Origin of the sequence: Kitasatospora sp. NPDC086009 (assembly GCF_044540385.1) — a bacterium.
Classification (GTDB): Bacteria; Actinomycetota; Actinomycetes; order Streptomycetales; family Streptomycetaceae; genus Kitasatospora.
The window spans coordinates 146,949-172,036 of the sequence record NZ_JBITSA010000006.1; the positions used below are offsets into that span (position 1 = coordinate 146,949).

At 74.9% G+C, this 25,088-nt stretch carries 25 protein-coding genes; 14 read left to right on the forward strand and 11 right to left on the reverse strand.

What is annotated here, in order from left to right; all coding sequences use genetic code 11:
• Positions 1–195: 195 nt before the first annotated feature.
• From ACIF6L_RS17210 to ACIF6L_RS17225, 4 genes are all read right to left on the reverse strand, one after another.
• Positions 196–2,460: a hypothetical protein gene (locus ACIF6L_RS17210; RefSeq protein WP_396488328.1), complete on the reverse strand. Its 2,265-nt coding sequence runs from the start codon at positions 2,458–2,460 to the stop codon at positions 196–198.
• 238 nt (positions 2,461–2,698) lie between these two features.
• Entirely contained in the window at positions 2,699–3,160 is a 462-nt protein-coding gene (locus tag ACIF6L_RS17215; protein WP_329489453.1) for a DUF6113 family protein, read from the reverse strand.
• Positions 3,157–4,056, reverse strand: coding sequence for an N-acetyl-1-D-myo-inositol-2-amino-2-deoxy-alpha-D-glucopyranoside deacetylase (gene mshB / locus ACIF6L_RS17220; RefSeq protein ID WP_359834932.1), 900 nt, complete (start codon positions 4,054–4,056; stop codon positions 3,157–3,159). Before mshB ends, ACIF6L_RS17215 begins: the two co-directional genes overlap by 4 nt.
• Positions 4,057–4,087: 31 nt before the next feature.
• A complete protein-coding gene (locus tag ACIF6L_RS17225) occupies positions 4,088–4,282 on the reverse strand; it encodes a DUF2304 family protein (protein WP_045939028.1) in 195 nt (64 codons plus the stop codon).
• Positions 4,283–4,598: 316 nt separating this feature from the next.
• Between ACIF6L_RS17225 and ACIF6L_RS17230 the strand changes: the two genes are divergently transcribed.
• From ACIF6L_RS17230 to ACIF6L_RS17250, 5 genes are all read left to right on the forward strand, one after another.
• On the forward strand, positions 4,599–6,788 hold the full coding sequence (locus tag ACIF6L_RS17230; RefSeq protein ID WP_396488331.1) for a prolyl oligopeptidase family serine peptidase: 2,190 nt from the start codon (positions 4,599–4,601) through the stop codon (positions 6,786–6,788).
• Positions 6,789–7,114: 326 nt separating this feature from the next.
• Complete coding sequence (locus ACIF6L_RS17235) at positions 7,115–8,071, forward strand: ABC transporter ATP-binding protein (RefSeq protein WP_396488333.1); 957 nt, start codon at positions 7,115–7,117, stop codon at positions 8,069–8,071.
• Positions 8,068–8,790 carry an ABC transporter permease gene (locus ACIF6L_RS17240; RefSeq protein ID WP_396488335.1) on the forward strand — a complete coding sequence of 241 codons (723 nt, stop codon included), beginning with the start codon at positions 8,068–8,070 and terminating at the stop codon, positions 8,788–8,790. The genes ACIF6L_RS17235 and ACIF6L_RS17240 overlap by 4 nt, the downstream gene beginning before the upstream one ends.
• Before the next feature lie 8 nt (positions 8,791–8,798).
• Positions 8,799–10,025, forward strand: coding sequence for a histidine kinase (locus ACIF6L_RS17245; RefSeq protein ID WP_359803294.1), 1,227 nt, complete (start codon positions 8,799–8,801; stop codon positions 10,023–10,025).
• Positions 10,026–10,058: 33 nt separating this feature from the next.
• On the forward strand, positions 10,059–10,685 hold the full coding sequence (locus ACIF6L_RS17250) for a response regulator (RefSeq protein ID WP_380388404.1): 627 nt from the start codon (positions 10,059–10,061) through the stop codon (positions 10,683–10,685).
• Positions 10,686–10,727: 42 nt separating this feature from the next.
• On the opposite strand, the gene ACIF6L_RS17255 is transcribed toward ACIF6L_RS17250, so the two are convergent.
• Positions 10,728–11,621 (reverse strand): transglutaminase-like domain-containing protein, encoded by an 894-nt coding sequence (locus tag ACIF6L_RS17255; RefSeq protein WP_352295895.1) that lies wholly within the window; start codon positions 11,619–11,621, stop codon positions 10,728–10,730.
• Positions 11,622–11,716: 95 nt separating this feature from the next.
• On the reverse strand, positions 11,717–12,598 hold the full coding sequence (locus ACIF6L_RS17260; protein ID WP_359803292.1) for a GNAT family N-acetyltransferase: 882 nt from the start codon (positions 12,596–12,598) through the stop codon (positions 11,717–11,719).
• 262 nt (positions 12,599–12,860) lie between these two features.
• Between ACIF6L_RS17260 and fdxA the strand changes: the two genes are divergently transcribed.
• Both fdxA and dapC read left to right on the forward strand, forming a co-directional pair.
• The gene (gene fdxA / locus ACIF6L_RS17265; RefSeq protein ID WP_329489462.1) at positions 12,861–13,190 is read left to right on the forward strand and encodes a ferredoxin; all 330 of its coding nucleotides are present in this window, start codon (positions 12,861–12,863) and stop codon (positions 13,188–13,190) included.
• A gap of 21 nt (positions 13,191–13,211) precedes the next feature.
• Complete coding sequence (gene dapC / locus ACIF6L_RS17270) at positions 13,212–14,372, forward strand: succinyldiaminopimelate transaminase (RefSeq protein WP_329489463.1); 1,161 nt, start codon at positions 13,212–13,214, stop codon at positions 14,370–14,372.
• 94 nt (positions 14,373–14,466) lie between these two features.
• Here the strand turns inward: dapC and ACIF6L_RS17275 are convergent, their stop codons facing one another.
• Together ACIF6L_RS17275 and ACIF6L_RS17280 are read right to left on the reverse strand one after the other, a co-directional pair.
• Positions 14,467–15,231 (reverse strand): hypothetical protein, encoded by a 765-nt coding sequence (locus tag ACIF6L_RS17275; protein WP_359803290.1) that lies wholly within the window; start codon positions 15,229–15,231, stop codon positions 14,467–14,469.
• Between the two features lie 328 nt (positions 15,232–15,559).
• Positions 15,560–16,582: a hypothetical protein gene (locus tag ACIF6L_RS17280; RefSeq protein ID WP_396488337.1), complete on the reverse strand. Its 1,023-nt coding sequence runs from the start codon at positions 16,580–16,582 to the stop codon at positions 15,560–15,562.
• A gap of 121 nt (positions 16,583–16,703) precedes the next feature.
• Here ACIF6L_RS17280 and dapE point away from each other — a divergent pair, with 121 nt between their 5' ends.
• Both dapE and ACIF6L_RS17290 read left to right on the forward strand, forming a co-directional pair.
• Entirely contained in the window at positions 16,704–17,777 is a 1,074-nt protein-coding gene (gene dapE, locus ACIF6L_RS17285; RefSeq protein ID WP_352295883.1) for a succinyl-diaminopimelate desuccinylase, read from the forward strand.
• 145 nt (positions 17,778–17,922) lie between these two features.
• Positions 17,923–18,732: a TIGR00730 family Rossman fold protein gene (locus ACIF6L_RS17290; RefSeq protein ID WP_396488338.1), complete on the forward strand. Its 810-nt coding sequence runs from the start codon at positions 17,923–17,925 to the stop codon at positions 18,730–18,732.
• Between the two features lie 29 nt (positions 18,733–18,761).
• Here the strand turns inward: ACIF6L_RS17290 and folP are convergent, their stop codons facing one another.
• The gene (folP, locus tag ACIF6L_RS17295; RefSeq protein ID WP_329492232.1) at positions 18,762–19,574 is read right to left on the reverse strand and encodes a dihydropteroate synthase; all 813 of its coding nucleotides are present in this window, start codon (positions 19,572–19,574) and stop codon (positions 18,762–18,764) included.
• 174 nt (positions 19,575–19,748) lie between these two features.
• Between folP and ACIF6L_RS17300 the strand changes: the two genes are divergently transcribed.
• The gene (locus ACIF6L_RS17300) at positions 19,749–20,168 is read left to right on the forward strand and encodes a DivIVA domain-containing protein (RefSeq protein WP_396488340.1); all 420 of its coding nucleotides are present in this window, start codon (positions 19,749–19,751) and stop codon (positions 20,166–20,168) included.
• Positions 20,165–20,755, forward strand: a complete 591-nt coding sequence (locus ACIF6L_RS17305; protein ID WP_329489469.1) for a DNA-3-methyladenine glycosylase I — start codon at positions 20,165–20,167, stop codon at positions 20,753–20,755. The genes ACIF6L_RS17300 and ACIF6L_RS17305 overlap by 4 nt, the downstream gene beginning before the upstream one ends.
• Positions 20,756–20,830: 75 nt before the next feature.
• Here the strand turns inward: ACIF6L_RS17305 and ACIF6L_RS17310 are convergent, their stop codons facing one another.
• Positions 20,831–21,631 (reverse strand): enoyl-CoA hydratase-related protein, encoded by an 801-nt coding sequence (locus ACIF6L_RS17310; RefSeq protein WP_396488342.1) that lies wholly within the window; start codon positions 21,629–21,631, stop codon positions 20,831–20,833.
• A gap of 297 nt (positions 21,632–21,928) precedes the next feature.
• On the opposite strand from ACIF6L_RS17310, the gene ACIF6L_RS17315 reads away from it, so the two are divergent.
• Positions 21,929–22,096, forward strand: a complete 168-nt coding sequence (locus ACIF6L_RS17315; protein WP_014137929.1) for a DUF3117 domain-containing protein — start codon at positions 21,929–21,931, stop codon at positions 22,094–22,096.
• Between the two features lie 155 nt (positions 22,097–22,251).
• On the opposite strand, the gene ACIF6L_RS17320 is transcribed toward ACIF6L_RS17315, so the two are convergent.
• A complete protein-coding gene (locus ACIF6L_RS17320; protein WP_329489471.1) occupies positions 22,252–22,860 on the reverse strand; it encodes an O-methyltransferase in 609 nt (202 codons plus the stop codon).
• 326 nt (positions 22,861–23,186) lie between these two features.
• On the opposite strand from ACIF6L_RS17320, the gene sigE reads away from it, so the two are divergent.
• Both sigE and ACIF6L_RS17330 read left to right on the forward strand, forming a co-directional pair.
• Positions 23,187–23,927 carry an RNA polymerase sigma factor SigE gene (gene sigE, locus ACIF6L_RS17325; protein ID WP_380388406.1) on the forward strand — a complete coding sequence of 247 codons (741 nt, stop codon included), beginning with the start codon at positions 23,187–23,189 and terminating at the stop codon, positions 23,925–23,927.
• On the forward strand, positions 23,924–24,958 hold the full coding sequence (locus ACIF6L_RS17330; RefSeq protein ID WP_396488344.1) for a zf-HC2 domain-containing protein: 1,035 nt from the start codon (positions 23,924–23,926) through the stop codon (positions 24,956–24,958). The genes sigE and ACIF6L_RS17330 overlap by 4 nt, the downstream gene beginning before the upstream one ends.
• The last annotated feature ends 130 nt before the right edge of the window (positions 24,959–25,088 follow it).

Consider the following 25,088-nt stretch of genomic DNA (forward strand, 5'->3'; position numbering starts at 1 on the left):
GGGGGGCCCCCGCCCCCGCCGGCCCCCCGCGGTGCGTTGGCCCCGCCCTCCGGGTGGGTCCGCCACCCCTTTGGGGCGGCGGGGGTGGGGGGGGGGGGGGGGGGGGGCCCCGCCCCCGGCCCCGCCCCTCGGTCGTTCGTCCACTCGCCCTGCGCCCGGTGCCGGTGGGCCGGCCCGGGCGGTGGGAGGCTCCGCTCAGGCGACGGTGAACTTGACCGTGCGCTCCTTGTCGCCGGTCTTGTCCAGCACCGAGGTGATGGCGTCGGCGACGTCCTGCGGAGTGATCGCGGCGGTCTGGCCGTTCTTCTTGATCTTCAGCTTGTCGAACACCGTGCCCAACTGGCCGGCGAGCGCGTCCAGGTCCCACTTGGGCACGATCTTGCCGGCGGCGTCGGGCACCAGGGTGAGCGTCTTGGGGGCGGTCTTCGGGCCGAAGTCCCAGGTCTTGGTGCCGGCCGTGATGTGGATCTTCCCGTTGACCGCGGACTTGCCGAGGCTGTCCGCGGCGGCCTGCAGGGCCTGCGGGGAGACCTTGGGCTGGGCGGCCGTCACGGTGAGGGCGACCGGCTGCTCGGCCTTGCCGGTGGCGCGGTCGCGGTAGGCCTGCTCGACCTGGTCCACGGCGGACGCGGCGTCGACCGCCTGGCCGGCCCTGCCGGGCACCACGACCGGCTCGCCGGCGTCGCCGAACCTGACGTAGCCCTCCTGGAGGCCCTGCCCGGACCCGGCGGCCAGCCCCTCCAGGGCGGCCTTGAGCTTGGCCCGGTCCACCTTGACCTCCGGCGGCACGGCCTTCTCGTCGCCCTTCAGCGAGGTGATCACGTCGACCGGGCTGTAGGAGTGCTGGGTGAGCCGGTCCACGGTGGCCGTGGTGTCGAAGCTCAACCCGGCGACGGTCGGGTCGAGGTCCATCGCCTGGTCGCCGATCTTCAGCTTGACCGGCTGCTGGCCGGCCTTGCCGACCGTCTCGTCGAGCTGGTGGATCGCCTGGTCGCGGTTGCTGCCGCCGATGTCCGTGCCGAGCACCACGGTGCCCTTGGGGATGTCGGACTGGTTCAGCATCAGGCCGGTGCCGTACGCGGCGGCGCCGAGGAAGAGCACGCCCGCGACGCCGTAGACGCCGAGCTTGACGAGCTTCTTGCCGCGGCTCGGCCGGGCCTTGCCGGTGGCCGCCTTGGGGGCCTGCGGCGCGGCGGGCGCCGGCTGCTTCGGGGCGGGAGCGGTACCGGCCTCGGCCTCCGGGCCGCCGGGGTGGGGCCGGCCGGGGGCGGCGCTGCCGGGGCCGCCCGGCCGACCGGCCTGCGGGTCGGGCGGGGCCGTCGGCTGGGCGCCGGAGACGCCGGGAACGCCGGGGAAGAGGCCGCCGGGGGCGGCGGTGCCGTACGGCTCCGCGCCGGCCTGGGGGCGCTGGGCGGCGAACGGATCGGCGCCGGCCGGGGCCGAGGCGAACAGGCCGTTCGGCGGGAGGCCGTGCTGGGCCGTGCCGCCGGGCAGGCCGGATATGGCGGCGGGCGGGAGGGTCTCCTCGCGGATCGGCGCGAAGCCGTCCACCGAGGTGTCCTCCGGGTTCGCCGCGTCGGCCGGGCCGGCCATCGGGTGGCCCTGGCCCTGCGGAGCGCGGCGGGCCGCGAACGGGTCCGCGCCGGGGCCCGGGCCGAAGGGGTCGGCGCCGGGGCCGGTGGCGAACGGGTCCGCCGGGGCGTCCTCGTAGACGCCGGCCTCGTCCGCCGGGGCGTCCGGGCCGGCGCCGGTGCCGAACGGCGAGGCGGGTGCGCCGGTCGGGCGCGGGGCGGCGGCCTGCGCCGGTACCGCCCGGCCGTTCGGGCGGGCCGTGTCCGGGCCCGCGGTCCGGGCGGGGCGGGCGGCCTTGGGCCGGGCGCCGTTCGGGCGGGCCTCGGTGCCGGGGGCGGGCGCGGGGCCCGGCGCGAAGGGGTCGGCCGGGGCGTCCGCGGCGCCGGCCGGGACGGCGGCGGGCTCCGCCGGGCCCTTCTTCTGGCGCGGCCGGAACCACGCGCCGGTGGACTCCGACTCGGAGGTCGCGGGCGGGATCTCCCACTCCGGCGGCAGGTTCGGCGGGGTGGCCGTCCGCGCGCCGCCGTCCATCACCCCGAGGACGGGGGAGGCGGACGCGGCGGAGCGGTGCCGGGGTCCGGCCGGCTCGGCGGCGGCCGGCGGGGCCTCCTCGCCCTGGCCGTCCTCGTTCTTGACGGTGCTGCGGACCACCACGGGCGGGATCGGGCGCGAGCCCGGGATGTTGATCCGGACCCGCGTGGTCAGCGTGGTCTCCGTCTTCGGGGCTTCGTCCTCCCCGGCCGACGCGGAGCCCGGGGCGGCACCGGCACCCGCGCGGTCGCCGCCGGGGAAACCCGGTGTGCCGTAGGGCGGGGTGCCCGACGGGTAGGCGTCCGGGCCCGTCCGCCGAGGCGTCGGGTGGGCGTTGTCAGATTCGCGGCTGCTCAATGCTGCTCTGCTCCGGGTTCGCGGGCGGGCCGTGCGGCGCGACCGCGGTTCGTGGTCGCCGGGCCTGGCGGGCGGCGGTGGGGTACGGGCGTTCTGCGGCACCACCATACTGGGAAGAACTGACCGGTGAACCGGTTCGGATAGAACCTGATACGTCCGGTTCCTCCGGTATGAGAGTACGGCTGTGTGGTCCTGACTGCGCGTCGTACGCGGTACCGTACGCGGGCCGCCGGGGCGGTCAGCGCGGCGGGCCGGGCACTCCGGGGAACCAGCTCGTCCGGGTCGGCAGGGTGGCGCAGATCACGCCCAGGATCGAGCCCGCGAACAGCCAGGCGAGCGAGGTGGCGTTGGTCCAGAGCACGTTGTCGCCCTCGGGCCGGGGGACCATCACCAGCAGCAGCGCCAGGAACCAGCCGGCCGCCGGCAGCGCGGCGCCGAGCCGGGTGCCGGTCACCCGCAGGCCCGCGTAGAACGTCGCGCCGGTGGCGGCGAGCGCCAGCAGGACTCCCACGGGCGGCCACAAGGCCTGCACAAATGCTCCGCAGACCGAGACCGCGACGCCCAGCAGGAAGAACAGGACATAGGCCGCGATCCGCCCGATCCGCGGGGGCTGCGGCTCGGCCAGCCGCTCGGCGCGGGTGCCGAGGACGGCCGCCGGGATCGAGCGGCGACGGGCCTGCGGGGTGGCGGGCTCGGTCATCGGGCACTCTCCTCGAAGGTGCTGTCCAGGCCGGCGAAGAGGTCGTCCTCCGGCAGCGGCCGGCCGGCCCGGCCGCGGACCAGCTGGTAGTACTCGGTGGCGACCAGCGGCTGGCCGAGGTCGTTGGAGAGCGTGAACCAGTCGCCGTGCACGGTGATCTGGGTGGCGTGGGCGGCCATCGCGGCCGCCTTGCGGTCGGCGTACGCGGCGCCGTCCAGCACGGTGGTGACCACGGCGTCGTCCACCACGCCGGGTACGTCGGAGGGGCTCGCGACGCCGGGCGACGGCGCCTTGGCGGCCGTCTCGGCCAGCCCCCGCTCGATCACCGACCGGGGCATCCGGTTCCAGTACACCTTGGCGATCCGCCAGGCCGGGCCCAGGTCGGGCCGGTACGCCGGGTCGGCGGCCAGTTCGTACGCGCGCATCGCCACCCGGTGCGCCTGGATGTGGTCCGGGTGCCCGTAGCCGCCGTCCTCGTCGTAGGTGACCAGGACCTGCGGCCGCACCTCGCGGACCACCGCGACCAGGTGGCCGGCCGCCTCGTCCACGTCCGCCCGCCAGAAGCAGCCGGGCACGTCGTTGTCGGGGACGCCCATCATCCCCGAGTCGCGGTAGCGGCCGGGGCCGCCGAGGAAGCGGAAATCGGCGACGCCGACGGCGCGCATGGCGTCGGTCAGCTCGCCGATCCGGTGGGGGCCGAGGGTGTCGTCCCGATCCGCCGTCAGGTGGGCCAGCTCCGGCGGGATCACCTCGCCGCCCTCGCCGAGGGTGCAGGTCACCAGGGTGACCAGGGCGCCCTCGGCGGCGTACCTGGCCATCGTGGCGCCGTTGCCGATCGACTCGTCGTCGGGGTGGGCGTGCACCAGGAGCAGGCGGCGGCCGGTAGTCGCGGTCATGGGAGGAAGCCTAACGACCGCGTGCGGGGGGTCAGAGCTTCAGGCCGTTGATCATTCCGGCGAGGTTGCTGGTGACCTGGCTGATCGACGGCGCGATGGAGCTGGACGCCAGGTAGAAGCCGAGCAGCGCGCAGACGATCGCGTGCCCGAGCTTCAGGCCGGAGCGGCGGATCAGCACCACCACGATGACCAGCATCAGCATGGCTGCGGAGATGGACAAAGCCATGTCGGCTCACACCCCTTCTCGGGTGCGCCACCCCCTCGGGGAGGGCGGCGGTCGGGACCGTGCGGGACTTGCGGTCGGGCGACCGGGGCCCGGGACGGGGCCTGACGATCACTCGTTGAACCAGTCATACCCGATGTGTGAGGGGCGCATTACGTTCAGTGAGGCTGCACGCGCCGGGGCATGGTGGCACAAATGGGGCGCATGGGCCGGTCGGAAGGGGTGTGGACCCCGTTCGGGGGTCCCGGTCGACGATGCTCCGAACGAGTGATCAAAATCCTCCGGGTGGGGGCGGGGGAACGTCATAGGGTCTGGTGCCATGACCTCCCACACCCCTGCGGACACCTTCCCGCGGCAGTACGCGCGCACCCTGCGCTACACCGTCGGCGCCCCCCGGTCCTTCTCCGTCGCATCCGACGGCTCCCGGGTCGTCTTCCTGCGCTCCCTGCCCCGCCCCTCGGCCGGGGAGACTCCCCGCGCCGGCGACCGGGCCAACCGCCTCTGGACCCTCGACACCGCCACCGGCGAGGAGCGGATCGCGGCCGATCCGGTCGCCCTGCTCGGCGGCGGCGAGGAGGACCTCTCCCCGGCCGAGAAGGCCCGCCGCGAGCGCAGCCGCGAGGGCTCGGCCGGCATCGTCGGCTACTCCCTCGACGGCGCCGGCGCGCTGGCCGCCTTCGCCCTCTCCGGCCGCCTCTTCACGGCCGACCTGGTCGCCGGCGGCACCGTCGAACTGCCCGCCGAGGGCCCGGTGGTCGATCCCCGCCTCGCCCCGGACGGCGTCCACGTCGCCTACGCCAACACCGCCGGCGAGCTGCGGCTCACCCGCGCCGACGGGACGGCCGACCGGGCCCTCGCGCAGCCCGACGGCCCGGGCGTGACATGGGGCCAGGCCGAGTTCATCGCCCAGGAGGAGATGAGCCGCGACCGCGGCTTCTGGTGGTCGCCGCAGAGCGACCGGCTGCTGGTCGAGCGCGCCGACGACACCCCGGTGCGCCGCTGGTGGATCGCCGACCCGGCCAACCCGGGCACCGAGCCCGCCGAGATCGCCTACCCCGCGGCCGGCACCGCCAACGCCGGCGTCGGGCTCTGGCTGATCGGCCTGGACGGCGGCCGGACGGAGGTCCGCTGGGACGACGCGGCCTTCCCGTACCTGGCCCGGGTGCACTGGTCGGCGGGCGGCGTGCCACTGCTGCTCGTCCAGGCCCGCGACCAGCGCAGCCAGCGCATCCTCGGGGTGGACGTCGAGACCGGCGCCACCGAGGTGCTGTTCGAGGAACACGACGACGCCTGGCTGGAGCTCTTCCAGGGCGTGCCCGCCTGGACGCCGGACGGCAAGCTGGTCCGGATCTCCGACGGCGCGGGCGAGGACGGCGTGCGGGCGCTGGTGATCGGCGACCAGACCGTCACCGGCGCCGACCTGCTGGTGCGCTCGGTGGTGGCGGTGACGGCCGAGGAGGTCTTCTTCACCGCCTCCGGCGGCGCCGGCGAGACCGACCCCGAGCCGGGCTGGATCGCGGTCGGCCGGATCAGCCACGACGGCAAGCGGCTCTCCTGGGAGGCCGCCAACGACCGGCCGTTCACCTCGGTCACGTCGGCGGTGCACGCGGCCGGCATCACCGTGCGGGCCACCGCCGAGCCCGACCTGCCGGGCACGCTGGTGCAGGTCGCCCGGGACCTCCCGGAGGGCGTGGTGGTCGACGTCGTCGCCACCGTCGCGTCCTACGCCGAGACGCCGGTGCTCAGCGCGCGCCCGGTGTTCCGCTTCGTGGGCGAGCGCCGCATCCCCGCCGCGGTCTTCCTGCCCACCGGCTACGACCGCGAGCGGGACGGCCTGCTGCCCGTCCTGATGGACCCGTACGGCGGCCCGCACGGGCAGCGCGTCGTCCAGGCGCACAACCCGCACCTCAACTCGCAGTGGTTCGCCGACCAGGGCTTCGCGGTGGTCGTCGCCGACGGGCGCGGCACCCCCGGGCGCGGGCCGGCCTGGGAGAAGTCGATCGCCTTCGACTTCGCCGGTGCGACCCTGGACGACCAGGTGGACGCGGTGCGGGCGCTCGCCGAGGAGTTCCCGCTGGACCTCGGCCGGGTCGCCATCCGCGGCTGGTCGTACGGCGGCTACCTCGCGGCGCTCGCCGTGCTGCGCCGCCCGGACGTCTTCCACGTGGCCGTGGCCGGCGCCCCGGTGACCGAGTGGGAGCTGTACGACACCCACTACACCGAGCGCTACCTGGGCCACCCCGCCGAGCGGCCCGAGGTCTACGCGGCCAACTCGCTGACCGGCCACGCGGCCGGGCTGGAGCGCCCGCTGATGATCATCCACGGTCTGGCGGACGACAACGTGGTGGCCGCGCACACCCTGCGGCTCTCCTCGGCCCTGCTCGCGGCCGGCCGGCCGCACACCGTGCTGCCGCTCTCGGGCGTGACGCACATGACCCCGCAGGAGGAGGTCGCGGAGAACCTGCTGCTGCTCCAGGTCGACTTCGTGAAGAAGTCGCTCGGCCTCTGAGGCGGGCGGCTGCGAGGTTCAGCGGAGGGGGGCCGTCAGGGCGCCGGGGCCCGCGGACGAGCGGTGCCGAGGCGCCCTCCGCTCCCCCGGCCGCGGGTGCCCGCACGGGGCCGACGGCCCCGGCCCCGGTGGGGACGCCGGCCCCCGGCACTGACAGACGGCGCGCGACCTGCGGCTTCGGTGGCCGGTACCCGTGACACGGGTACCGGCCACCGCCATGACATCCGTCATGCCGAAGGCACGACGGCGGCCACTGCCGCCGGGCCGGGGCCGCGCGGGACTCTGAGCTGGTGCGAACGACACCAGCAGGGGAGAGGACCGGGTCGATGGGTACCGAGGTGGCCGCCTTCCGGGGCGTGGGCAAGAGCTACGGACGGGTGCGGGCGGTGGACGGCCTCGACCTCGTGCTGCGGCCGGGCGAGACCGTCGCGCTGCTCGGCCCGAACGGCGCCGGCAAGTCCAGCAGCCTCGACCTGCTGCTCGGCCTGCGCGAGCCGGACCGCGGCAGCGTCACGCTGTTCGGCGGCGCCCCGCGCGCCGCGATCGCGGCCGGCCGGGTCGGCGCGATGCTGCAGAGCGGCGGGCTGATGGCGGACGTCAAGGTCCGCGAGCTGGTCGGGCTGGCCTGCGACGTCCACCCGCGCGGCCGGGCCGTCCGGGAGGTGCTCGTCGACGCCGGGATCACCGAGCTGGCCGAGCGGCGGGTCGACAGGCTCTCCGGCGGCCAGGAGCAGCGGGTGCGCTTCGCGCTGGCGATCGCCGGGGCCAACGACCTGATCGTGTTGGACGAGCCCACCACCGGCATGGACGTCTCGGTCCGCCGGTCGTTCTGGGCGAGCATGCGGGCACAGGCCGACGCCGGGCGCACGGTGCTGTTCGCCACCCACTACCTGGAGGAGGCGGACTCGATCGCCGACCGCGTCCTCGTGCTGCACCGGGGCCGGCTGATCGCGGACGGTACGTCCGCCGAGATCAAGGCGAAGGCCGGGGCCCGCCGGATCACCTTCGAGCTGCACGACGTGGACGGCCCGTTCGAGGAGGCGGCGCTGCGTCGCCTGCCGGGGGTGCTGGCCCTGGACGTCAGCGGCCGGGTCCCGGGGGTGCGGACCGTCCGGATCCGGACGGCGGACGCCGACGCGGGCGTCGCCGGGCTCTACCGGGCGGGTCTGTACCCGCGCGGGCTGGAGGTGACCGGCCTGGGCCTGGAGCAGGCCTTCCTGACCATCACCGGCGAGCAGGACACCGCCGACACCACCGAGTCCGCGACGGAGGCCGCCCGATGACCACGCTGATCCGGTTGGAGATCACGCGCACCCTGCGCAACAAGCGGTACGCGCTCTTCACGGTGCTCTACCCGGCGCTGATGTACTTCTTCTTCATCCACGCCTACGGCACCGACCAGGTGGCCGGCGGCCTGCCGGTGAAGACCTACTTCATGGTCTCGATGGCCACCTTCGGCGCGGTCGGCGCGGTGCTCACCGGCAGCGCGCAGCGGATCTCGCTGGAGCGCAGGAGCGGCTGGGTGCGCCAGCTGCGGCTGACGGCGCTGCCCGGCCGGGCGTACACCGTCGCCAAGATCGCCGCCGGTGCGGTCACGACGCTGCCCGCGATCCTGGTGGTCTTCGGGGTCGGGGCCGCCCAGGGCGTGCGGATGGGGGCCGCCGAGTGGGCCGGCCTGGCCGCGGCGCTCTGGCTGGGCAGCTTCGTCTTCGCGGCGCTCGGGGTGGCGCTCGGCTACGCGGCGGGGGCGGACTCGGTGCAGACCGTCGTGATGATCACCTACATGGTGATGGCGCTGTTCGGCGGGACGTGGTTCCCGGTGACCGGCACGCTGCGGACGATCGCCCAGGTCAACCCGGTCTACCTGTACAACCGGCTGGCCGGCTTCACCCGGCCCGGACAGTCGCTGGACCTGGTCGCGGTCGGCGGTCTGGCCGGCTTCCTGGTGGTCTTCACCGCGGCCGCGGCCGTGCTGTACCGCCGGGACACCCGGCGGGCATGATGGCCACCATGTCCGACACGCCCCGCACCCACCGCACCGACGAGCCGGAGGCGGGGCCGGTGTCCTTCATGAACGTCCCCGGCGCCACCGTGGAGAACCGGCGGCAGCTGCTGGTCAAGGTCAGCTGGATGCTGCTCTGGATGGTCTACCTGCTCTACCCGGTGGGCGACCTGCTCAAGGACGGGCACTCGCCCGCGGCGACGGTGGCCGGCTGGATCGCCCTGGTGGCGTTCGTCGGCTGCTACGTCAGCCTGGTGGTGTTCCGTTCGATGGCCGGCATGCGGCCGCTGGCCTGCCGGGTGGTGGTCGCGGCGATGATCGTGACGGCGGTCGTCACCTCCTTCGGCCTCGGCACCGCGTGGCTCACGCTCTTCACCTACGCCTCGGTCGCCGTGGCGATCATCGCGCCGGTGCGCTTCGCGCTCGCCGGGGTCGCCGCGATGGCCGGGCTGACCGTCGTGGTCGGGCTGCTCAGCCGTGCCGACCACGGGGACATCCCCACCATCGCGCTCACCGCCTTCCTCTCCGGGGCCGCCATGACCGGGCTGCAGCGCCTGGTCGCGACCATGCGGGAGCTGCGCGAGGCACGGGCCGCCGTCGCCCACCTCGCCGCCTCGGAGGAGCGGCTGCGGATGGCCCGGGACCTGCACGACCTGCTCGGGCACTCGCTGTCGCTGATCACGCTGAAGAGCGAGCTGGCCGGGCGCTTCATGGACGGTGGCAAGGAGGAGGCCGCGCGGGCGCAGGTCGCCGACATCGAGAAGGTGGCCCGGCAGTCGCTGATCGACGTCCGGGAGGCGGTGACCGGCTTCCGCCGGCCCACCCTGCCGGTCGAACTCGCCGCCGCCCGGACGGCGCTGGCGGCCGCGCAGGTCAGCCTGGAGGCGGCGCCGGAGCTGGTGGACGCCTGGCCCGGGCTGGCCAACGAGGAGGCCGGCGCGCTGGCCTGGGCGCTGCGCGAGGCGGTCACCAACATCGTCCGGCACGGCGAGGGGGCCACGGTCTGCACGGTGCGGGCGGACGAGACGTGGGAGGGCGGCGGCGAGCGGTACGCCGTCCTGGAGGTCTGCGACAACGGGGCCGGGCCGGGCAAGTCCGGGCCGGGCAACGGGCTCTCCGGGCTGGAGGAGCGGCTGGCGCTGGTCGGCGGCCGGCTGGAGACCGGCCCGGGCGACCGCGGCCGGGGGTTCCGGCTGCGCGCGCTGGTCCCGCTGCGCTCGGTCTCCGTCGTGTAGGGGCGCGGGCCTAAGGTCGTCGGCATGAGTGAGATGCGAAACGACGGTGCCCCGTCCGTCCGCGTGCTGCTGGCGGAGGATCAGGGGATGGTCCGGGAGGCGCTGGCCGCGCTGCTCGGGCTGGAGGGGGACATCGACGTGGTGGCCCAGGTGGGGCGCGGCGACGAGGTGGTGGACGCGGCGGTCGCCCACGACGTGCAGGTCGCGGTGCTGGACATCGAGATGCCCGGCATGACCGGGATCGAGGCCGCGGCGGAGCTGCGCCGGCTGCGGCCGCAGACCAGGGTCGTGATCGCGACCACCTTCGGCCGCCCCGGCTACCTGCGGCGGGCGATGGAGTCGGGGGCGGACGCCTTCCTGGTCAAGGACGCCCCGGCGGCCGAGCTGGCGGAGGCGATCCGCCGGGTGCTGCGCGGCGAGCGGGTGATCGACCCGGTGCTGGCCGCCGCCGCGCTCGCCGAGGGGGCGAACCCGCTGACGGCGCGCGAGCGGGACGTGCTCGCGGCCGCCGCGGACGGCGCCGTGAACGCCGAGATCGCCCGCCGGCTGCACCTCTCCGAGGGGACGGTGCGCAACTACCTCTCGATGGCGATCCAGAAGACCGAGGCCCGCAACCGCACCGAGGCGGTCCGGATCGCCCGCGAGAAGGGCTGGCTGTAGGCCCGGCGCGGGCCGGACGGACGGGGCGCGGCCCGGCGGCGGTCAGTTGAGCCGGTGCCGGGCCGCCCGGGCCTCCAGGCGGACCTTCGCCGCGGTGTCCGGGTCGAAGGCGTCCAGGATCTCGGCGTAGGCGTCCATCTCGGCCGAGCCGCCGAGGAAGTCGCCGGTCCGCACCAGCAGTTCCGCCCGCTCCAGCCGGAGCTGGGCCGGGTGCCGGGGCAGTAGCAGGGAGAGTTCGGTGGCCCAGAGCTGGGTGCGGGCGTGCTCGGGGCGCTCGGCGGCCCAGGCGCGGATGTTGCCGAGCACCCGCAGCACGGTGTCCAGCGGCTGGGCCGGGGTGAGCAGTTCGGGCGAGAACGGGTGGCCGGCGGCCCGGACCAGGCCGGCCGCGTCTTCCAGGTCGAGCAGCCGCCCGCCGTGGAACGGGTCGGCCAGGACGTAGTCGTCCCCGCCGTCCGGGCCGCCGACCGCGACGATGAAGTGGCCCGGCAGCGCGATCCCGTGCACCGGCACGCCGGCCCGCCGGCCGACCGCCGTCCAGACCAGCGCGAGCATGATCGGCAGGCCGCGCCGGCGCCGCAGCACGTCGGGCAGCAGCGAGGACTCCAACCGCCGGTAGTCGGACTGCCGCCCGTGGAACCGCTCCCGCCCGCCGAGCACGGCGGCCAGCAGCGCGGCCGTCTCCTCCGGCCCGGCCGGGGCCCGCTCGGCGACGGCGAGCCGGACGGCGGCGGCGTGCCGCTCCAGGGCCGCCTCGCAGGCGGCCAGCAGGGCCTCCAGGGTGGGCGGGTCCCGGGGGTCGTCCGGGTCCGGGACGGGGCTGTGTTCGGCGGCCGCGAGCAGGCAGAGCAGCACCGGATCGGGGTGCTCGGCCCGGGCCTCGGTCCGGAAGCGTGCTCGGCTCTGCTCGGTCACGGTGGCTGCGACGGCTTTCATGCGGGCGGACGGACAGGCGGAACGGAACTGACGGGTGGCACCGGCGGCCGGGCCGACGGGCGGGTGGGGCGGACGGACGTGGCGCCACGACCGCGCTACCCCTGGGGCAGGCGGGCGTAGTGGTAAGTGTGACTGGTCGTGAAGCCAAGTCCGTCATAGAGCGCGATCGCACCATCGTTCTCCGCCTCGACCTGGAGGTGGGCACCGGTCGCGCCCTCCTCGGCGGCCCGGGCGGCGAGCACCGCCATCAGCGTGGTGGCCAGGCCCGCACGCCGGGCGTACGGGGCGACCTCGATCGCGCCGAAGCAGGCCCACGGGCCGTCGATGACGCAGCGTCCGATGGCCAGTGGCGGCTGCCCGGGCGCGCCCGGCGCGGTGGCGAACCAGACCGACGGGCCGCCGTGGATCACCTGCCGCGCCGCCTCCTCCACCGCCGGGTCGCCGGTGACCCGCCGGTACAGCGACATCCACTCGGCGCCGGCCGTCCGGGCGAGCCGCACGCGCCGGTGGCCGGAGCCGAGCCGGGCCAGCGGGGCCAGCGGGGCGATCCGTACCAGCGTCGGCGAGTACGCCGCGCCCAGCCGGTCCAGCTCGCCGCGCAGGTCCTCGGGCGAGCCGGGCGTGCTGACCTCCACCCAGGCCGGCAGGCCGCGCGCCGCGTACCAACGCCGGACGGTCGCGAGCGCCTCGTCCAGGGGCAGGCCGGGGTCGCCGAGGGTCTGGACCGAGTTGGCCCGCCGGGTGAAGCCGGCGGACGCCCGCAGCGTCCACCCGCCGAGCGGCTCCTGCTCGACGGCGGGCCAGCCGCGCGCGGCGATCCGCTGGAGCTCCTCCGGCGGGGCGACGGGCAGCGCGGCCCGCCGGGCCGGGAAGAGCGGCACCACCTTGCCCGCGACCAGCAGCTTCTCCGCGAAGGTGACCGGAGCGCCGCGCCGCGGGGCGACGGTAAGCTCATGATCGTCCCAGGATGTGAGCACACCGATCACATCGCGGAATACCGGCCTGTCGTCCACGAACTCCGCAACACGCCGAACTGACACCCGTAGTCCCACGTCAGAGCGATCTATCCGGACCTCCGGACGGTCCTGGACCGGCCCGCCAGCCGCCATCTGGGCACCTCCTGTGCATTTGCGGTCTCCGACCCGCGATACTAGGGGCGGGCATCGACGACGCCGCGCTCACCCGCGCACGCGAGCAAACAGAATGGGCCGCCGAGCCCTTCCGAGGAGGAACGACAGCGTGACCTACGTCATCGCGCAGCCTTGTGTCGACGTCAAGGACAAGGCCTGCATCGAAGAGTGCCCGGTTGACTGCATCTACGAGGGCGAGCGATCGCTCTACATCCACCCGGATGAGTGTGTCGACTGCGGCGCTTGCGAGCCGGTCTGCCCGGTCGAGGCGATCTTCTACGAGGACGACACTCCGGAGGAGTGGAAGGACTACTACAAGGCGAACGTCGAGTTCTTCGACGACCTCGGTTCGCCCGGTGGCGCCTCGAAGCTCGGCCTGATCGAGCGCGACCACCCCTTCATCGCCGCTCTGCCGCCGCAGAACACCGACGAGCACTGAACGATCGGTGGCAACTGAGCTGTGAGTACCAAGAACAGCACGCACGCGCCGTTCCCGGGCCACCCGGGGGCGGCGCGCCGCGTTTCCGATCTCCTGCCGGTCTTCCCCTGGGACAAGCTGGAGCCGTACAAGAAGACGGCGCTGGCCCACCCCGGCGGGCTCTGCGACTTCTCGGTGGGCACCCCGGTCGACCCGGTTCCCGAGGTGATCCAGAAGGCGCTGGCCGCGGCCACCGACACGCCCGGTTACCCGACCGTCTGGGGCCCGCTGGAGCTGCGCGAGGCGATCGCCGGGTGGCTGCGCCGCCGGGTCGGCGCCGAGATCGGCCCGCAGGCCGTCCTGCCCACGGTCGGCTCCAAGGAGCTGGTGGCCTGGCTGCCGACCCAGCTCGGCCTCGGCCCCGGTGACCAGGTGGCCTACCCGCGGCTGGCCTACCCGACCTACGAGGTCGGCGCGCGGCTCTGCGGCGCGGAGCCGGTCGAGTACGACTCGGTGGACGAGCTGGACGGTTCGCGGGTCCGCCTGCTCTGGGTCAACTCGCCCTCCAACCCGACCGGCCGGGTGCTCGGCGCGGACGAGCTGCGCCGCGCGGTCGAGTGGGCCCGGGAGCACCGGGCGCTGCTGGTCAGCGACGAGTGCTACCTGGAGCTGGGCTGGGAGGCCGACCCGGCCTCCGTGCTGCACCCGGACGTCTGCGGCGCCGCCGACGACGGGACGCAGCACGAGGGCCTGCTGGCCGTCCACTCGCTGTCCAAGCGCTCCAACCTGGCGGGGTACCGCGCCTCCTTCGTGGCGGGCGACCCGGTGGTGGTCAAGGAGCTGCTGGGGGTGCGCAAGCACGGCGGGATGATCGTCCCGGCCCCGGTCCAGGCGGCGGTCGTCGCGGCGCTCGCCGACGACGCGCACGTGGCCGAGCAGCGCGGGCGCTACGCGGCCCGCCGGGCGGCCCTGCGCGCGGCGCTGGAGGCGTACGGCTTCCGGGTGGAGCACTCGGAAGCGAGCCTGTACCTGTGGGCGACCCAGGACCGGCCGTGCTGGGAGACGGTGGCCGAACTGGCCGGGCTGGGCATCCTGGTGGCGCCCGGCGACTTCTACGGGCCGGCCGGCGAGCGGTTCGTCCGGGTCGCGTTCACCGCGACCGACGAGCGGGTCGCGGCGGCCGTGGAGCGGCTGCGCGGCTGACCCGCGGAGCCCGAGCGCGGCGAAGGGGGCCGGTGTCCAGGACGGGACACCGGCCCCCTTCGGTGCTGTGCGGGGCGCGCCGGGCGGCGCCGGATCAGCCGATCGGCAGGCCGCCGAGGCCACCGCCGCCGATCCCGCCGAGCAGGCCGGTGATCGGGCTGAGACCGGCCAGCGGGGAGTTCGGGCCGAGGTCGGCGCCGCCGAGGCGGTTGGCCGAGCCGTGCTCGGCCAGGCCGAGCACGTCCGTGCCGGGGACCTCGGCCGGCAGCGCGCGGCCCAGGGCGCCGAGCGGGAGCGCGTCGGTCACGGCGTTGGTCCCGGGGACGGCGCCGGCGAGCGCACCGGCGCCCGGCAGGCCCTGGGTCAGGGCGGCGGTCTGCGAGAGCCCGCCGACCGGGTTGGCGCCGGCGGCCGCGCTGCGGCCGGTCGCGCCCGGGCCGCCGTTGACGGCCTCGCCGAGCTTGCCGGCCAGTGCGGCGGCGACCTTCGGGGTGATGCCGGAGAGCTGGCCGGTGGTGGCGGCGGTCTTGTCCACCGGGGCGGTCAGCGAGCTGGCCTTCTCGTTCGCCTCGGGCAGCTGGTGGGCGACGATGTTGCCGGTGGCGTCGGCGGTCGCCGGGACGCCCGCGGCGACGGTGGCGGCGCCGGTGTCCCCGGCGGCCTGGCCCAGCTCGTGGGTGGTGTGCTGCAGGGTGGATCCCGCGTCGGTGTTGGTCAGCTGGCCGAGCGGCGCCGCCAGGTCGGACTTGGGCAGCAGCGCGTCGGCGGCGGACGCGGTGCCGGCCGCGACGAGCGGGGTCGCGCCGGCCGCCACGAGCAGTGCGGCCTGGGCGATCCGGCGCGTGAGGGAGTGAGACATGGGGCTCCTCGAAAGGGTCTTGGGTCCGTCCTGTCCGCCGGGCGGACGACGTTCTTACCGCTTCAGAAGCCAGAAGGTTTCGGCCGGTGCAAGGAAACGGCCTTACCGACGATCGGATCGTAGGACCGGTGCCGGGGGGCGGCGAACGGCCCGGCCGCGGGCGTGCGGGCGGGGCGGGCCAAGGGGAGTGACGGTTCTTCGGGTCGGGCTCCGGCGCCGGCCGCCCGTCCACCTGGGTTGACCGGAATCACTCCTTCGGCGGCAACCCGGACACCAGTGCGTCAGCCCGCCGGAGCGGCCGTTCGGAGCCGCTCCGGCGGCCTTCCGCTCAGGGCTTCCCGACCGGGGCGAGCGAGACCAGCACCAGCTTGGTCGAGGTGCCCGTCGGCTGGGGCTTCCAGCCGCCCTCGGACTTGGACTTGCGCCAGACCTTCCCGTCGTAGGCGATCGTCTCGATGCCCAGCTGCTGGGCCTGCGTCACCGCCCAGTGCGCCACCTCCCAGCCGTTCTGCCGCTCGGCGTCCGGGCCGGCGTCGGTGCTCGCCGCCGGGTCCGGGGTCAGCGAGACGGCCTGCTCGGCGCCCTTGACGGTCGAGGTGTAGCCGGCCGCCGGCGTCACCGTCCGGCCGAACTCGCGGCGCACCCGGTCGCTCAGCACCTGCACCCGGTCGGGCAGCGGGGCCGCGGCGGCCGGGGCCGCGGGGGAGCCGGTGGCGGTCGGCGCGGTGTCGTCCGGCTCCGGCTCGGACGCGGCGAAGTCGTGCACCACGCAGTTCAGCGCGCCCGCCTCGCGGCCGGTCAGCGCCGAGGCGAGCAGCGTCGCCTTGGTCTCGTGCTTGGCGTAGGCCTGCGGGTAGCCGCTCTTCTGCACCTGCTGGGCCGCGTCGGTCAGCGGCAGCCGGGTGTAGCCGGGGACCTTGACCAGGCCGTCCAGGAACTTGTTGGTCGCGTAGACCGGGTCCATGATCTGCTCCACGGTGCCCCAGCCCTGCGAGGGACGCTGCTGGAAGAGGCCGACCGAGTCCCGGTCGCCGCCTGCCAGGTTGCGGATCTTGGACTCCTGCATCGCGGTGGCCAGCGAGATGGTCACCGCGCGGTCCGGCAGTCCGCGCGAGTGCGCCACGGCGGCGATCGTCGCGGCGTTGGCCGCCTGCGGGATCTCCAGGGTGCCCTCGCCCGAGGCCGTCTTGACCGTGCAGCCCTCGGGCGTCAGCTTGGTGTCGCGCAGCCAGTACAGGCCGACCGCGACCACCACGAGCGCCAGCAGGACGACCAGCACCGCGCGCAACGGCCTGCGCCGCCGTCGGGGCGCCGTGTCGCCGCCCTGCTCGCCGCGCCTCTTCCTGGCCACCGCCGCCCCTCTCCACGCTGTTCCTGATCGCACACCGTACCCACTCGGACGGATGTGCGGCGCCACCGGTTGCGATCCGCCGCACGGGGCGGCCGGTCGCCCACGACTAGGCTGAAGGACCATGAGCAGCTCTGAGACGCCCCTGGACCTCACCCTCGACGGCGGTGCGCTGACCGCCCGGCTCGTCGACTTCCCCTCGGTCAGCGGCGACGAGCAGGCGCTCGCCGACGCCGTCGAGGCGGCGCTGCGGGCCTACCCGCACCTGACCGTGGACCGGTACGGCAACAACGTGGTGGCCCGTACCGGCCTGGGCCGCGCCGAGCGCGTGCTGCTCGCCGGCCACCTGGACACCGTGCCGATCGCCGACAACGTGCCCTCCTACGTCGAGGGCGACCTGCTCTACGGGTGCGGCACCTCCGACATGAAGTCCGGGGTGGCCGTCCAGCTCCGGCTGGCCGCCACCCTGGCCGAGCCCAACCGGGACCTCACCTTCGTCTTCTACGACTGCGAGGAGGTGGAGGCCCACCGCAACGGCCTCGGCCACCTCGCCGCCCGGCACCCGGACTGGCTGGCCGCCGACTTCGCCGTGCTGATGGAGCCCAGCGGGGCCGCCGTCGAGGGCGGTTGCCAGGGCACCATGCGGATCCAGGTCCGGCTGACCGGGGTGCGCGCCCACGCGGCCCGCGGCTGGCTCGGCGACAACGCCATCCACCACGCCGCCGAGGTGCTCGGCCGGCTCGCCGGGTACGAGCCGCGCCGGGTGGAGATCGACGGCCTGGAGTACCGCGAGGGCCTGAACGCCGTCCGGATCGACGGCGGCGTGGCCGGCAACGTCATCCCCGACGAGTGCGTGGTGACGGTCAACTTCCGCTTCGCGCCGGACCGTAGCGAGGCGGAGGCCGAGAAGCACCTGCGCGAGGTCTTCGACGGCTTCGAGGTGACCGTCACCGACTCCGCCCCCGGCGCCCTCCCCGGGCTCGACCAGCCGGCCGCCCGGGCCTTCCTGGCCGCCACCGGCGGCGTCGCCCGGGCCAAGTTCGGCTGGACCGACGTCGCCCGGTTCAGCGCCTTCGGCATCCCGGCGGTCAACTACGGCCCGGGCGACCCGAACATGGCGCACAAGCGGGACGAGTACTGCTCGCTCGCCGCGATCGCCGAGACCGAGGAGCGACTGCGCGCCTGGCTGACCGACTGAGCCGCCGCGGCCGGCCGGACGGTCCGCCGCCGGCCGGCGCGGCCGCCCGGACCAGCCGGTCCGTCGTCGAACGCCATCTTCCGGTCGCCCAACCGACCTCTCACCGTTGCCTGAAAACCGGGATCGTCAGGCGTAGGGTTTCGTCATGACAGGCACTGGAGACGAGAAGCACTACGGACACGGGCCCGAGCAGGTGGGCGAGCCGCGCCCGAAGAAGGCGTGGCCCGAGAAGCAGAAGGGCCCGGTGCTGGTGCGCCGGGACCAGGTCGGCACCAGCACGACGGACCAGCGCCTGCTGGACACCACCGGCCCGACGGACTGGCTGCACACCGACCCCTGGCGGGTGCTGCGGATCACCTCGGAGTTCGTCGAGGGCTTCGGCGCGCTGGCCGAACTCCCGGCCGCGATCAGCGTCTTCGGCTCCGCCCGGACGCCGGTCGACTCCCCCGAGTACGCGGCGGGCGTGGCGATCGGCCGTGCGCTGGCGGAGGCCGGCTACGCGGTGATCACCGGCGGCGGCCCGGGCGCGATGGAGGCGGCCAACCGCGGCGCCTCGGACGCCGGCGGCCTGAGCGTGGGCCTCGGCATCGAGCTGCCCTTCGAGCAGGGGCTCAACGAGTTCGTCGACCTCGGGCTGAACTTCCGCTACTTCTTCGTCCGCAAGACGATGTTCGTGAAGTACGCGCAGGGCTTCGTGGTGCTGCCCGGCGGTCTCGGCACGCTGGACGAGATGTTCGAGGCGCTGACCCTGGTGCAGACGAAGAAGGTCACCCGGTTCCCGGTGATCCTCTTCGGCAGCGAGTACTGGGTCGGCCTCTACGAGTGGTTGAAGAACACCCTGGTCGCGCAGGGCAAGGCGGCCCCGCACGACCTGGAGCTGTTCCACATCACCGACGACATCGACGAGGTCATGAAGATCCTCGCCGACGCCCGCCGCCCGGCGAACGAGATCTGAGGGCGGCGGGAGCCGAAGGAGGGGGCGCCCTACGCCAGCCCCCGGCGGGCGACCGCCGGGGGGCGGGTGCCCCGGATCGAGGCGACCATGTCCAGCACCTGCCGGGTCTCGGCCACCTGGTGCGCCCGGTAGATCCGGGCGCCCAGCCAGGCCGAGACCGCCGTGGTCGCCAGCGTGCCGAGCAGCCGCTCGTTCACCGGCCGGTCCAGGGTCTCGCCGACGAAGTCCTTGTTGGAGAGCGAGACCAGCACCGGGAAGCCGGTCGCGGTCATCTCCGGCAGCCGGCGGGTCGCCTCCAGCGAGTGCCGGGTGTTCTTCCCGAAGTCGTGCCCCGGGTCGATGACCACCGCGTCCCGCCGCACGCCCAGTTCCACCGCCCGCTCGGCCAGGCCGACCGTCACCCGCAGGATGTCCGCCATCACGTCCGGGTAGCCGGTGCGGTGCGGCCGGGTCCGCGGTTCGGCGCCGCCCGCGTGGGTGCAGACCAGGCCGGCGTCGTACCGGGCGGCCACCTCGGCCAGCTTCGGATCGACCCCGCCCCAGGCGTCGTTGAGCAGGTCCGCGCCCACCTCGCAGACCGCCTCGCCGACCTCGTGGCGCCAGGTGTCCACGCTGATCACGGCCTCCGGGTGGCGCTTGCGCAGCTCCGCCACGAACGGCACGGTGCGCCGCAGTTCCTCCTCGACGGTCACCTCGTCGCCCGGTCCGGCCTTCACCCCGCCGATGTCCAGGATCGCGGCGCCCTCGGCCATCGCGCGGTCGGCGGCGGCGAACGCGGCCTCGTCCGCGAAGGTGGCGCCCTTGTCGAAGAACGAGTCCGGAGTGCGGTTGACGATGGCCATGATCACCAGCTCGTCGTCGCCGAATTCCCGTGGTCCCAGGCGCAGTGCCACCGATGTCTCCTCCACAGCTGCTCCGGGTGCGATGATGGCCCCCGGCCTATCGGGAACCATGCTGTCATGATCGTGAGCCGGGCACTGTTGTCAGCGCCGGCAGGGAAGTCGGGAGGACCGCTCGTGTTCTGGGTGATCGTGGTGGCGATGGCCGTCGTGGTCGGAGGCGCCGCGTTGGTGGCGCTCGGCGGGGGCGGCTCACTGCCGGAGGCGGTGCAGGACCGGATCGCCGCCCGGCTGCCGCAGGACCGTCCGCTGAGCCGGGACGACGTGGACGGCATCCGGCTGCCGATGGCCGTGCGCGGCTACCGGATGGACGAGGTGGACGACGTCCTGGACCGTCTCGGTGCCGAACTCGCCTACCGGGACTCGCGGATCGCCGAGCTGGAGGCCGCCGGCGCGGTCCGCGGCGCCGTCGAGGCCACCGGCCCGGACGCCGGGGCCGAACCGCTCCCCGGGCTGGAGGAGTTCGCGCAGGTGGTGGAGCCCGTCAGCACGCTGACCAAGGGCGCGGAGGGTGCGAAGCCGGCGGCGGACCAGTGACCGAGGCCGGTGCGGCGCTCGGTGCGGACGGCCTGCGCCGCTGCGGCTGGGGCGACTCGGCGGACGACTACCGGCTCTACCACGACACCGAGTGGGGCCGCCCGGTCCACGGCGACGACGCGCTGTTCGAGCGGGTCTGCCTGGAGGCCTTCCAGTCCGGCCTCTCCTGGATCACCATCCTGCGCCGCCGCGAGGGCTTCCGGGCCGCGTTCGAGGGCTTCGCGATCGACAAGGTCGCCGAGTTCGGCCCCGCGGACGTCGAGCGGCTGCTCGGCGACGCGGGCATCATCCGCAACCGGGCCAAGATCGAGGCGTCGATCGCCAACGCGAAGGTCGCCCGCGACCTCGACGGCGGCCTGGACGCACTGATCTGGCAGTACGCCGGTGCGCCGGACCGGCCGGCCCCCCGCACCCTGGCGGAGGTCCCGGCCGTCACGCCCGAGTCGACGGCGCTGGCGAAGGCGCTCAAGAAGGCGGGCTTCCGCTTCGTCGGCCCGACCACCGCGTACGCGCTGATGCAGGCCTGCGGCCTGGTCGACGACCACCTGGCGGACTGCCACGTCCGGAGCGCCCTGCGGGCCGTCTAGGCCCTCCCGGGCCCCGGGAGGGCCCCGCCGGACCCCGCCCGGGCCCGCACGGCCCGGGCGGTGCCCCGCCGGGCCTCAGCGGCCCAGGTACGTCGGCTTCTCCTTGGCGATGAACGCGCGCACCGCGATCCGGTGGTCCTCGCTGTCGCCGGCCAGGGTCTGCAGCTCGTCCTCCTTGTCGAGCAGCTCGTCCAGGGAGTGCGAGGCGCCGTACGCGAGCGACTCCTTGATGGCGCCGTACGCGACCGTCGGGCCCTCGGCCAGCTCCTTGGCGAAGACCCGGGCGGTGGCGGCCAGCTCGGCGGCCGGGACGACCTTGGTGGCCAGGCCCAGCTCCATCGCCTCGGTGGCCTTCACCGTGCGCGGCAGCATCAGCAGCTCGGTGGCCTTGGCGTGCCCGACCAGCCGGGGCAGCGTCCAGGAGGCACCCGAGTCGGCGGTCAGGGCGATCCCGGCGAAGGCCGTGTTGAAGCCGGCCGTGTCCGCGACGATCCGGAAGTCGCAGGCGAAGGCCAGCGAGGCGCCCGCGCCCGCCGCGACGCCGCCGACCGCCGCCACCGTCGGCTTGCGCATCCGCGCCAGCGCCCGCACCAGCGGGTTGTAGTGCTCGGAGACGGTCTTCAGCGCGCCCTCACCGGTCTCCTCGGCCCGCTTGAGCAGGCCCAGGTGCTCCTTGAGGTCCTGCCCGACGCAGAACGCCCGCTCACCGGCGCCGGTGAGCAGCACCGCCCGCACCGCCCGGTCCTCGGCGGCGGCGGTCATGGTGTCGCGCAGGGCCACCTTGGTGGCGGTGTCCAGCGCGTTCATCGCCCCGGGGCGGTTGATGGTGATGACGGCGAGGCCGCCGTCCAGCTCGTACAGCACGGAATCGGACATGGGCGAGGGGCTCCCTTGCGATCGGCACAGCTCGGTCGTGTGTCAGGATGCCGGAGCGTGCGGCCGGGTGGGGAGTGTGAGGTATCGCACCTTTCGGCGGCGCGCCGACCGCCGCCGCGCCGGGGCTTATGGCAGGAAATGTGGCGCTTGGAGCCGGTCCGGCCGTGGTTGCGCCGAGAGTGATGTTGGTCATCAGGCCGTGGCATGCGGGATAATGGCTTCCGATCAATGCGTTCGATACCGGCGGTGGACGGACTGCCGGTGCGTAGCTGAGCGGTTGCAGGAAGGGGAACGAGCATGGCGGCCATGAAGCCGCGGACGGGTGACGGCCCGCTCGAAGTCACCAAAGAGGGGCGGGGCATCATCATGCGCGTTCCGCTCGAAGGCGGCGGACGCCTTGTGGTGGAGCTCACGCCTGACGAGGCCGACGCCCTGGGCGAGGCTCTGAAGAAGGCCTGCGGCTGACCGCAGCGGGTGCTCCCCATCTCCTGGAGATGTGCCGCCGGGCCCGGGTACGACACTACGTCGGCCCGGGCTCTGTGGTTCCCGGGCGGCGTGGTTCCCGGGTGGGGTGGATTACGGGCGGCGGCCGTCGGGGCGCCGTTGGGGCCCCGGCCCGGTCAGCGCTTCACGGCGCAGAGCAGCCCGTCCGACACCGGCAGCAGCGCCGGCAGCAGGGCCTCGCTCTCCCGGACGTCCCGGACCAGGTCGCGCACCGCGTGCGTCTGCGGGTCCTGCTGGTCCGGCTCGGCCAGCCGGCCCTCCTGGAAGACGCCCTCGAAGCAGACCATCCCGCCCGGCCGCAGCAGCCGCAGCGACTCCGCCAGGTACTCCCGGGACTCCGCCGGGTCCCCGTCGCAGAAGACCAGGTCGTACTGGCCGTCCGCGAGCCGCGGCAGCACGTCCAGGGCCCGGCCCGGTATGAAGCGGGACCGGTTCGCCGCGAACCCGGCCGCGTGGTACGCCTCCCGGGCCAGCTGCTGGCGCACCGGTTCGGTGTCGACGGTGGTGAGCACCCCGTCCGGGCGCATCCCGCGCAGCAGGTAGACGCCGGAGACGCCCGTCCCGGTGCCGATCTCGGCCACCGCCTTGGCGTCCAGGGCGGCCGCCAGCAGCCGCAGACAGGCCCCGCCGCCCGGTCCGATCGCCCTGATACCGGTGCGCGCGGACTGTGCCCGGGCGTAGGTGAGCACCGCGTCCTCGCCGACGAAGGTGTCGGAGAGGGCCACGCGCGCGGGCCCGAACTCGCTGATGGCTGCCTCTTTCGGAGCCCCGGGCGATGGCCCGGTGCCGAGCGGAAGTCGATATTTCCTGGCACAGATTACTGGCCGACCGGGAACCGCGTACGGCGGCGGGCCGTTGCTGAGGAAGGGACCGGTCGACGGATACCCCCGCGATACCCCCCGGGCACTTTTATCCGGGCTTGACGGGCGAGGTGGATATGGTGGTGGCCCTGCTGGGCAGAAGAGCCAACCGAGGAGGTGTGGCCGAGGGCGACGTCCCTGTGCGGCGGCACTCCCGCGGCACCGCGTCAGCCCGTACGCCGAAGCCCGTGATGAACCAGTCTGCGCACTCCACCCTGGACCAGCCGGTCGCCGCGACGCCGGCCGCCGGTACCACCGAGGCACCCGCCGCCCTCGCGAGCTTCGCCGAGGGTCCCGACGCGCAGACCTGGACTCCGCCCTCCTGGGAGGAGATCGTCGAGGCGCACAGCGCCCGCGTCTACCGACTCGCCTACCGCCTGACGGGGAATCAGCACGACGCCGAGGACCTCACCCAGGAGGTCTTCGTCCGGGTGTTCCGTTCGTTGTCGACCTACACCCCCGGCACGTTCGAGGGCTGGTTGCACCGGATCACCACCAACCTGTTCCTGGACATGGTCCGCCGACGCCAGCGGATCCGCTTCGACGCGCTCGGCGACGACGCGGCCGAGCGCCTGGCCAGCCGTGAGCCCAGCCCGGCCCAGCACTTCAGCGACACCCACTTCGACGCCGACGTCCAGCAGGCGCTGGACACCCTCGCCCCGGAGTTCCGCGCCGCCGTGGTGCTCTGCGACATCGAGGGCCTCTCCTACGAGGAGATCGCGGCGACGCTGGGCGTCAAGCTCGGCACCGTCCGCAGCCGGATCCACCGCGGCCGCTCGCACCTGCGCGCCGCGCTGAAGCACCGCGCCCCCGGCGCGGCCCCGGGCCGCGAGCGCCGGGGCGGCTCCGAGGAGCCGGTACCGGTGCCGGTCGGCGCCGCCGCGGGTGAGGCCACGGTCGCGCCGGGCGGGCGCGGACGGAGGCGATCGTGAGCGGAACCGGCCGGTCGGGACCGGGTCGGCCGGACGCTCCCGGCAAGGCCGCCGTCTGGCGCGGCGGCTGGCCCCAGCTGGGCCGGCGCCACGAGGACGGCGCCGAGGACCCGCTGCCGCCCGTTCCGGCCCTGCCGGGTGAGGCGTCGCTGCGCGCGGTCGCCGTCCGGCCCGCCGAACCCGCCGCCGAGGAGCACCACCTCGGGGAGCGGCTCTCCGCCTTCGTCGACGGCGAACTCGGCCACGACTCCCGCGACCGCGTCCAGGCCCATCTGGCGACCTGCCCGCAGTGCCTCGCCGAGGCCGACGAGGGCCGCGCCGTGAAGCACCTGCTGACCCGGACCGGCACCCCCGGCCCGTCCTCGGCGCTGATGTCCCGGCTGATGGCCGTCGGCACGCTCCAGGACGAGGACGCTCCCGCCGAGCGGCCGCGCCGGGACGACGACGACCTGCCCGGCGGCGGACTGCCCGCGGCCTGGGGGTCCCCCCGGCCGGAGACCGGCGGCACGCTCGGCGGCAGCCGGCTGAACGGCGGCTCCTTCGGCCGTGGCGCGGGCGCCTTCGGTGCGGGCGCGCTCGGCGCCGACGCACCGGTCCCCGGTGTCGACCCCCGCGCGTTCGGGCGCGGGAGCTCGGTGCTGCGCCCGCTGATGGGCCGGCGCTCCGCCCGTCCCGAGGCCTCCGCGGTGCCGCGCCCGGCCGCGGCCGCCACCGGCCCGGTGGTGACCCGGCAGGCTCCGCCGCGCGGGCGCCGCTTCGTCTTCGCCGCCGCCGGGGCCTTCTCGGTCGCCGCGGTGACGCTGGGCGGGGTCGGTGGCTTCGCCGCGCAGAGCGACGATCAGCACGGCACCTCGGTGAGCCCGGCCGGCAACCCCGGCCGCGGCGGCGGGTACGCCCCGATGAAGGCCCAGGTCCCGGTGGACTTCCCGGTCCGCCCGGTGGCGGCCACCCGCAGCGCGACCCCGCAGCAGATCGTGCCGGACCGGACCCCGAGCTCGGGCCTCGCCGGGCTGCACCAGGAGAACCGGTAGCGCGGACCGGCCACCGCGGCCATGGCCATCGACGGCTCTTCACCACGGCTTCATCACACTGTGGGGTCCGGATCCGACGGTGGCCATTACGCTGTAGGAACCCGTTGTCCGACGAGCTGAGGGAGCTTAG

Coding starts and splice junctions, on each gene's coding strand:
- ACIF6L_RS17215 (WP_329489453.1), bottom strand. CDS start 3,160: ATGACCGAGCCCGCCACCCCGCAGGCCCGTCGCCGCTCGATCCCGGCG.
- mshB (WP_359834932.1), bottom strand. CDS start 4,056: ATGACCGCGACTACCGGCCGCCGCCTGCTCCTGGTGCACGCCCACCCC.
- ACIF6L_RS17225 (WP_045939028.1), bottom strand. CDS start 4,282: ATGGCTTTGTCCATCTCCGCAGCCATGCTGATGCTGGTCATCGTGGTG.
- ACIF6L_RS17230 (WP_396488331.1), top strand. CDS start 4,599: ATGACCTCCCACACCCCTGCGGACACCTTCCCGCGGCAGTACGCGCGC.
- ACIF6L_RS17235 (WP_396488333.1), top strand. CDS start 7,115: ATGGGTACCGAGGTGGCCGCCTTCCGGGGCGTGGGCAAGAGCTACGGA.
- ACIF6L_RS17240 (WP_396488335.1), top strand. CDS start 8,068: ATGACCACGCTGATCCGGTTGGAGATCACGCGCACCCTGCGCAACAAG.
- ACIF6L_RS17245 (WP_359803294.1), top strand. CDS start 8,799: ATGTCCGACACGCCCCGCACCCACCGCACCGACGAGCCGGAGGCGGGG.
- ACIF6L_RS17250 (WP_380388404.1), top strand. CDS start 10,059: ATGCGAAACGACGGTGCCCCGTCCGTCCGCGTGCTGCTGGCGGAGGAT.
- ACIF6L_RS17255 (WP_352295895.1), bottom strand. CDS start 11,621: ATGAAAGCCGTCGCAGCCACCGTGACCGAGCAGAGCCGAGCACGCTTC.
- ACIF6L_RS17275 (WP_359803290.1), bottom strand. CDS start 15,231: ATGTCTCACTCCCTCACGCGCCGGATCGCCCAGGCCGCACTGCTCGTG.
- dapE (WP_352295883.1), top strand. CDS start 16,704: ATGAGCAGCTCTGAGACGCCCCTGGACCTCACCCTCGACGGCGGTGCG.
- ACIF6L_RS17290 (WP_396488338.1), top strand. CDS start 17,923: ATGACAGGCACTGGAGACGAGAAGCACTACGGACACGGGCCCGAGCAG.
- folP (WP_329492232.1), bottom strand. CDS start 19,574: ATGGCCATCGTCAACCGCACTCCGGACTCGTTCTTCGACAAGGGCGCC.
- ACIF6L_RS17310 (WP_396488342.1), bottom strand. CDS start 21,631: ATGTCCGATTCCGTGCTGTACGAGCTGGACGGCGGCCTCGCCGTCATC.
- ACIF6L_RS17315 (WP_014137929.1), top strand. CDS start 21,929: ATGGCGGCCATGAAGCCGCGGACGGGTGACGGCCCGCTCGAAGTCACC.
- sigE (WP_380388406.1), top strand. CDS start 23,187: ATGAACCAGTCTGCGCACTCCACCCTGGACCAGCCGGTCGCCGCGACG.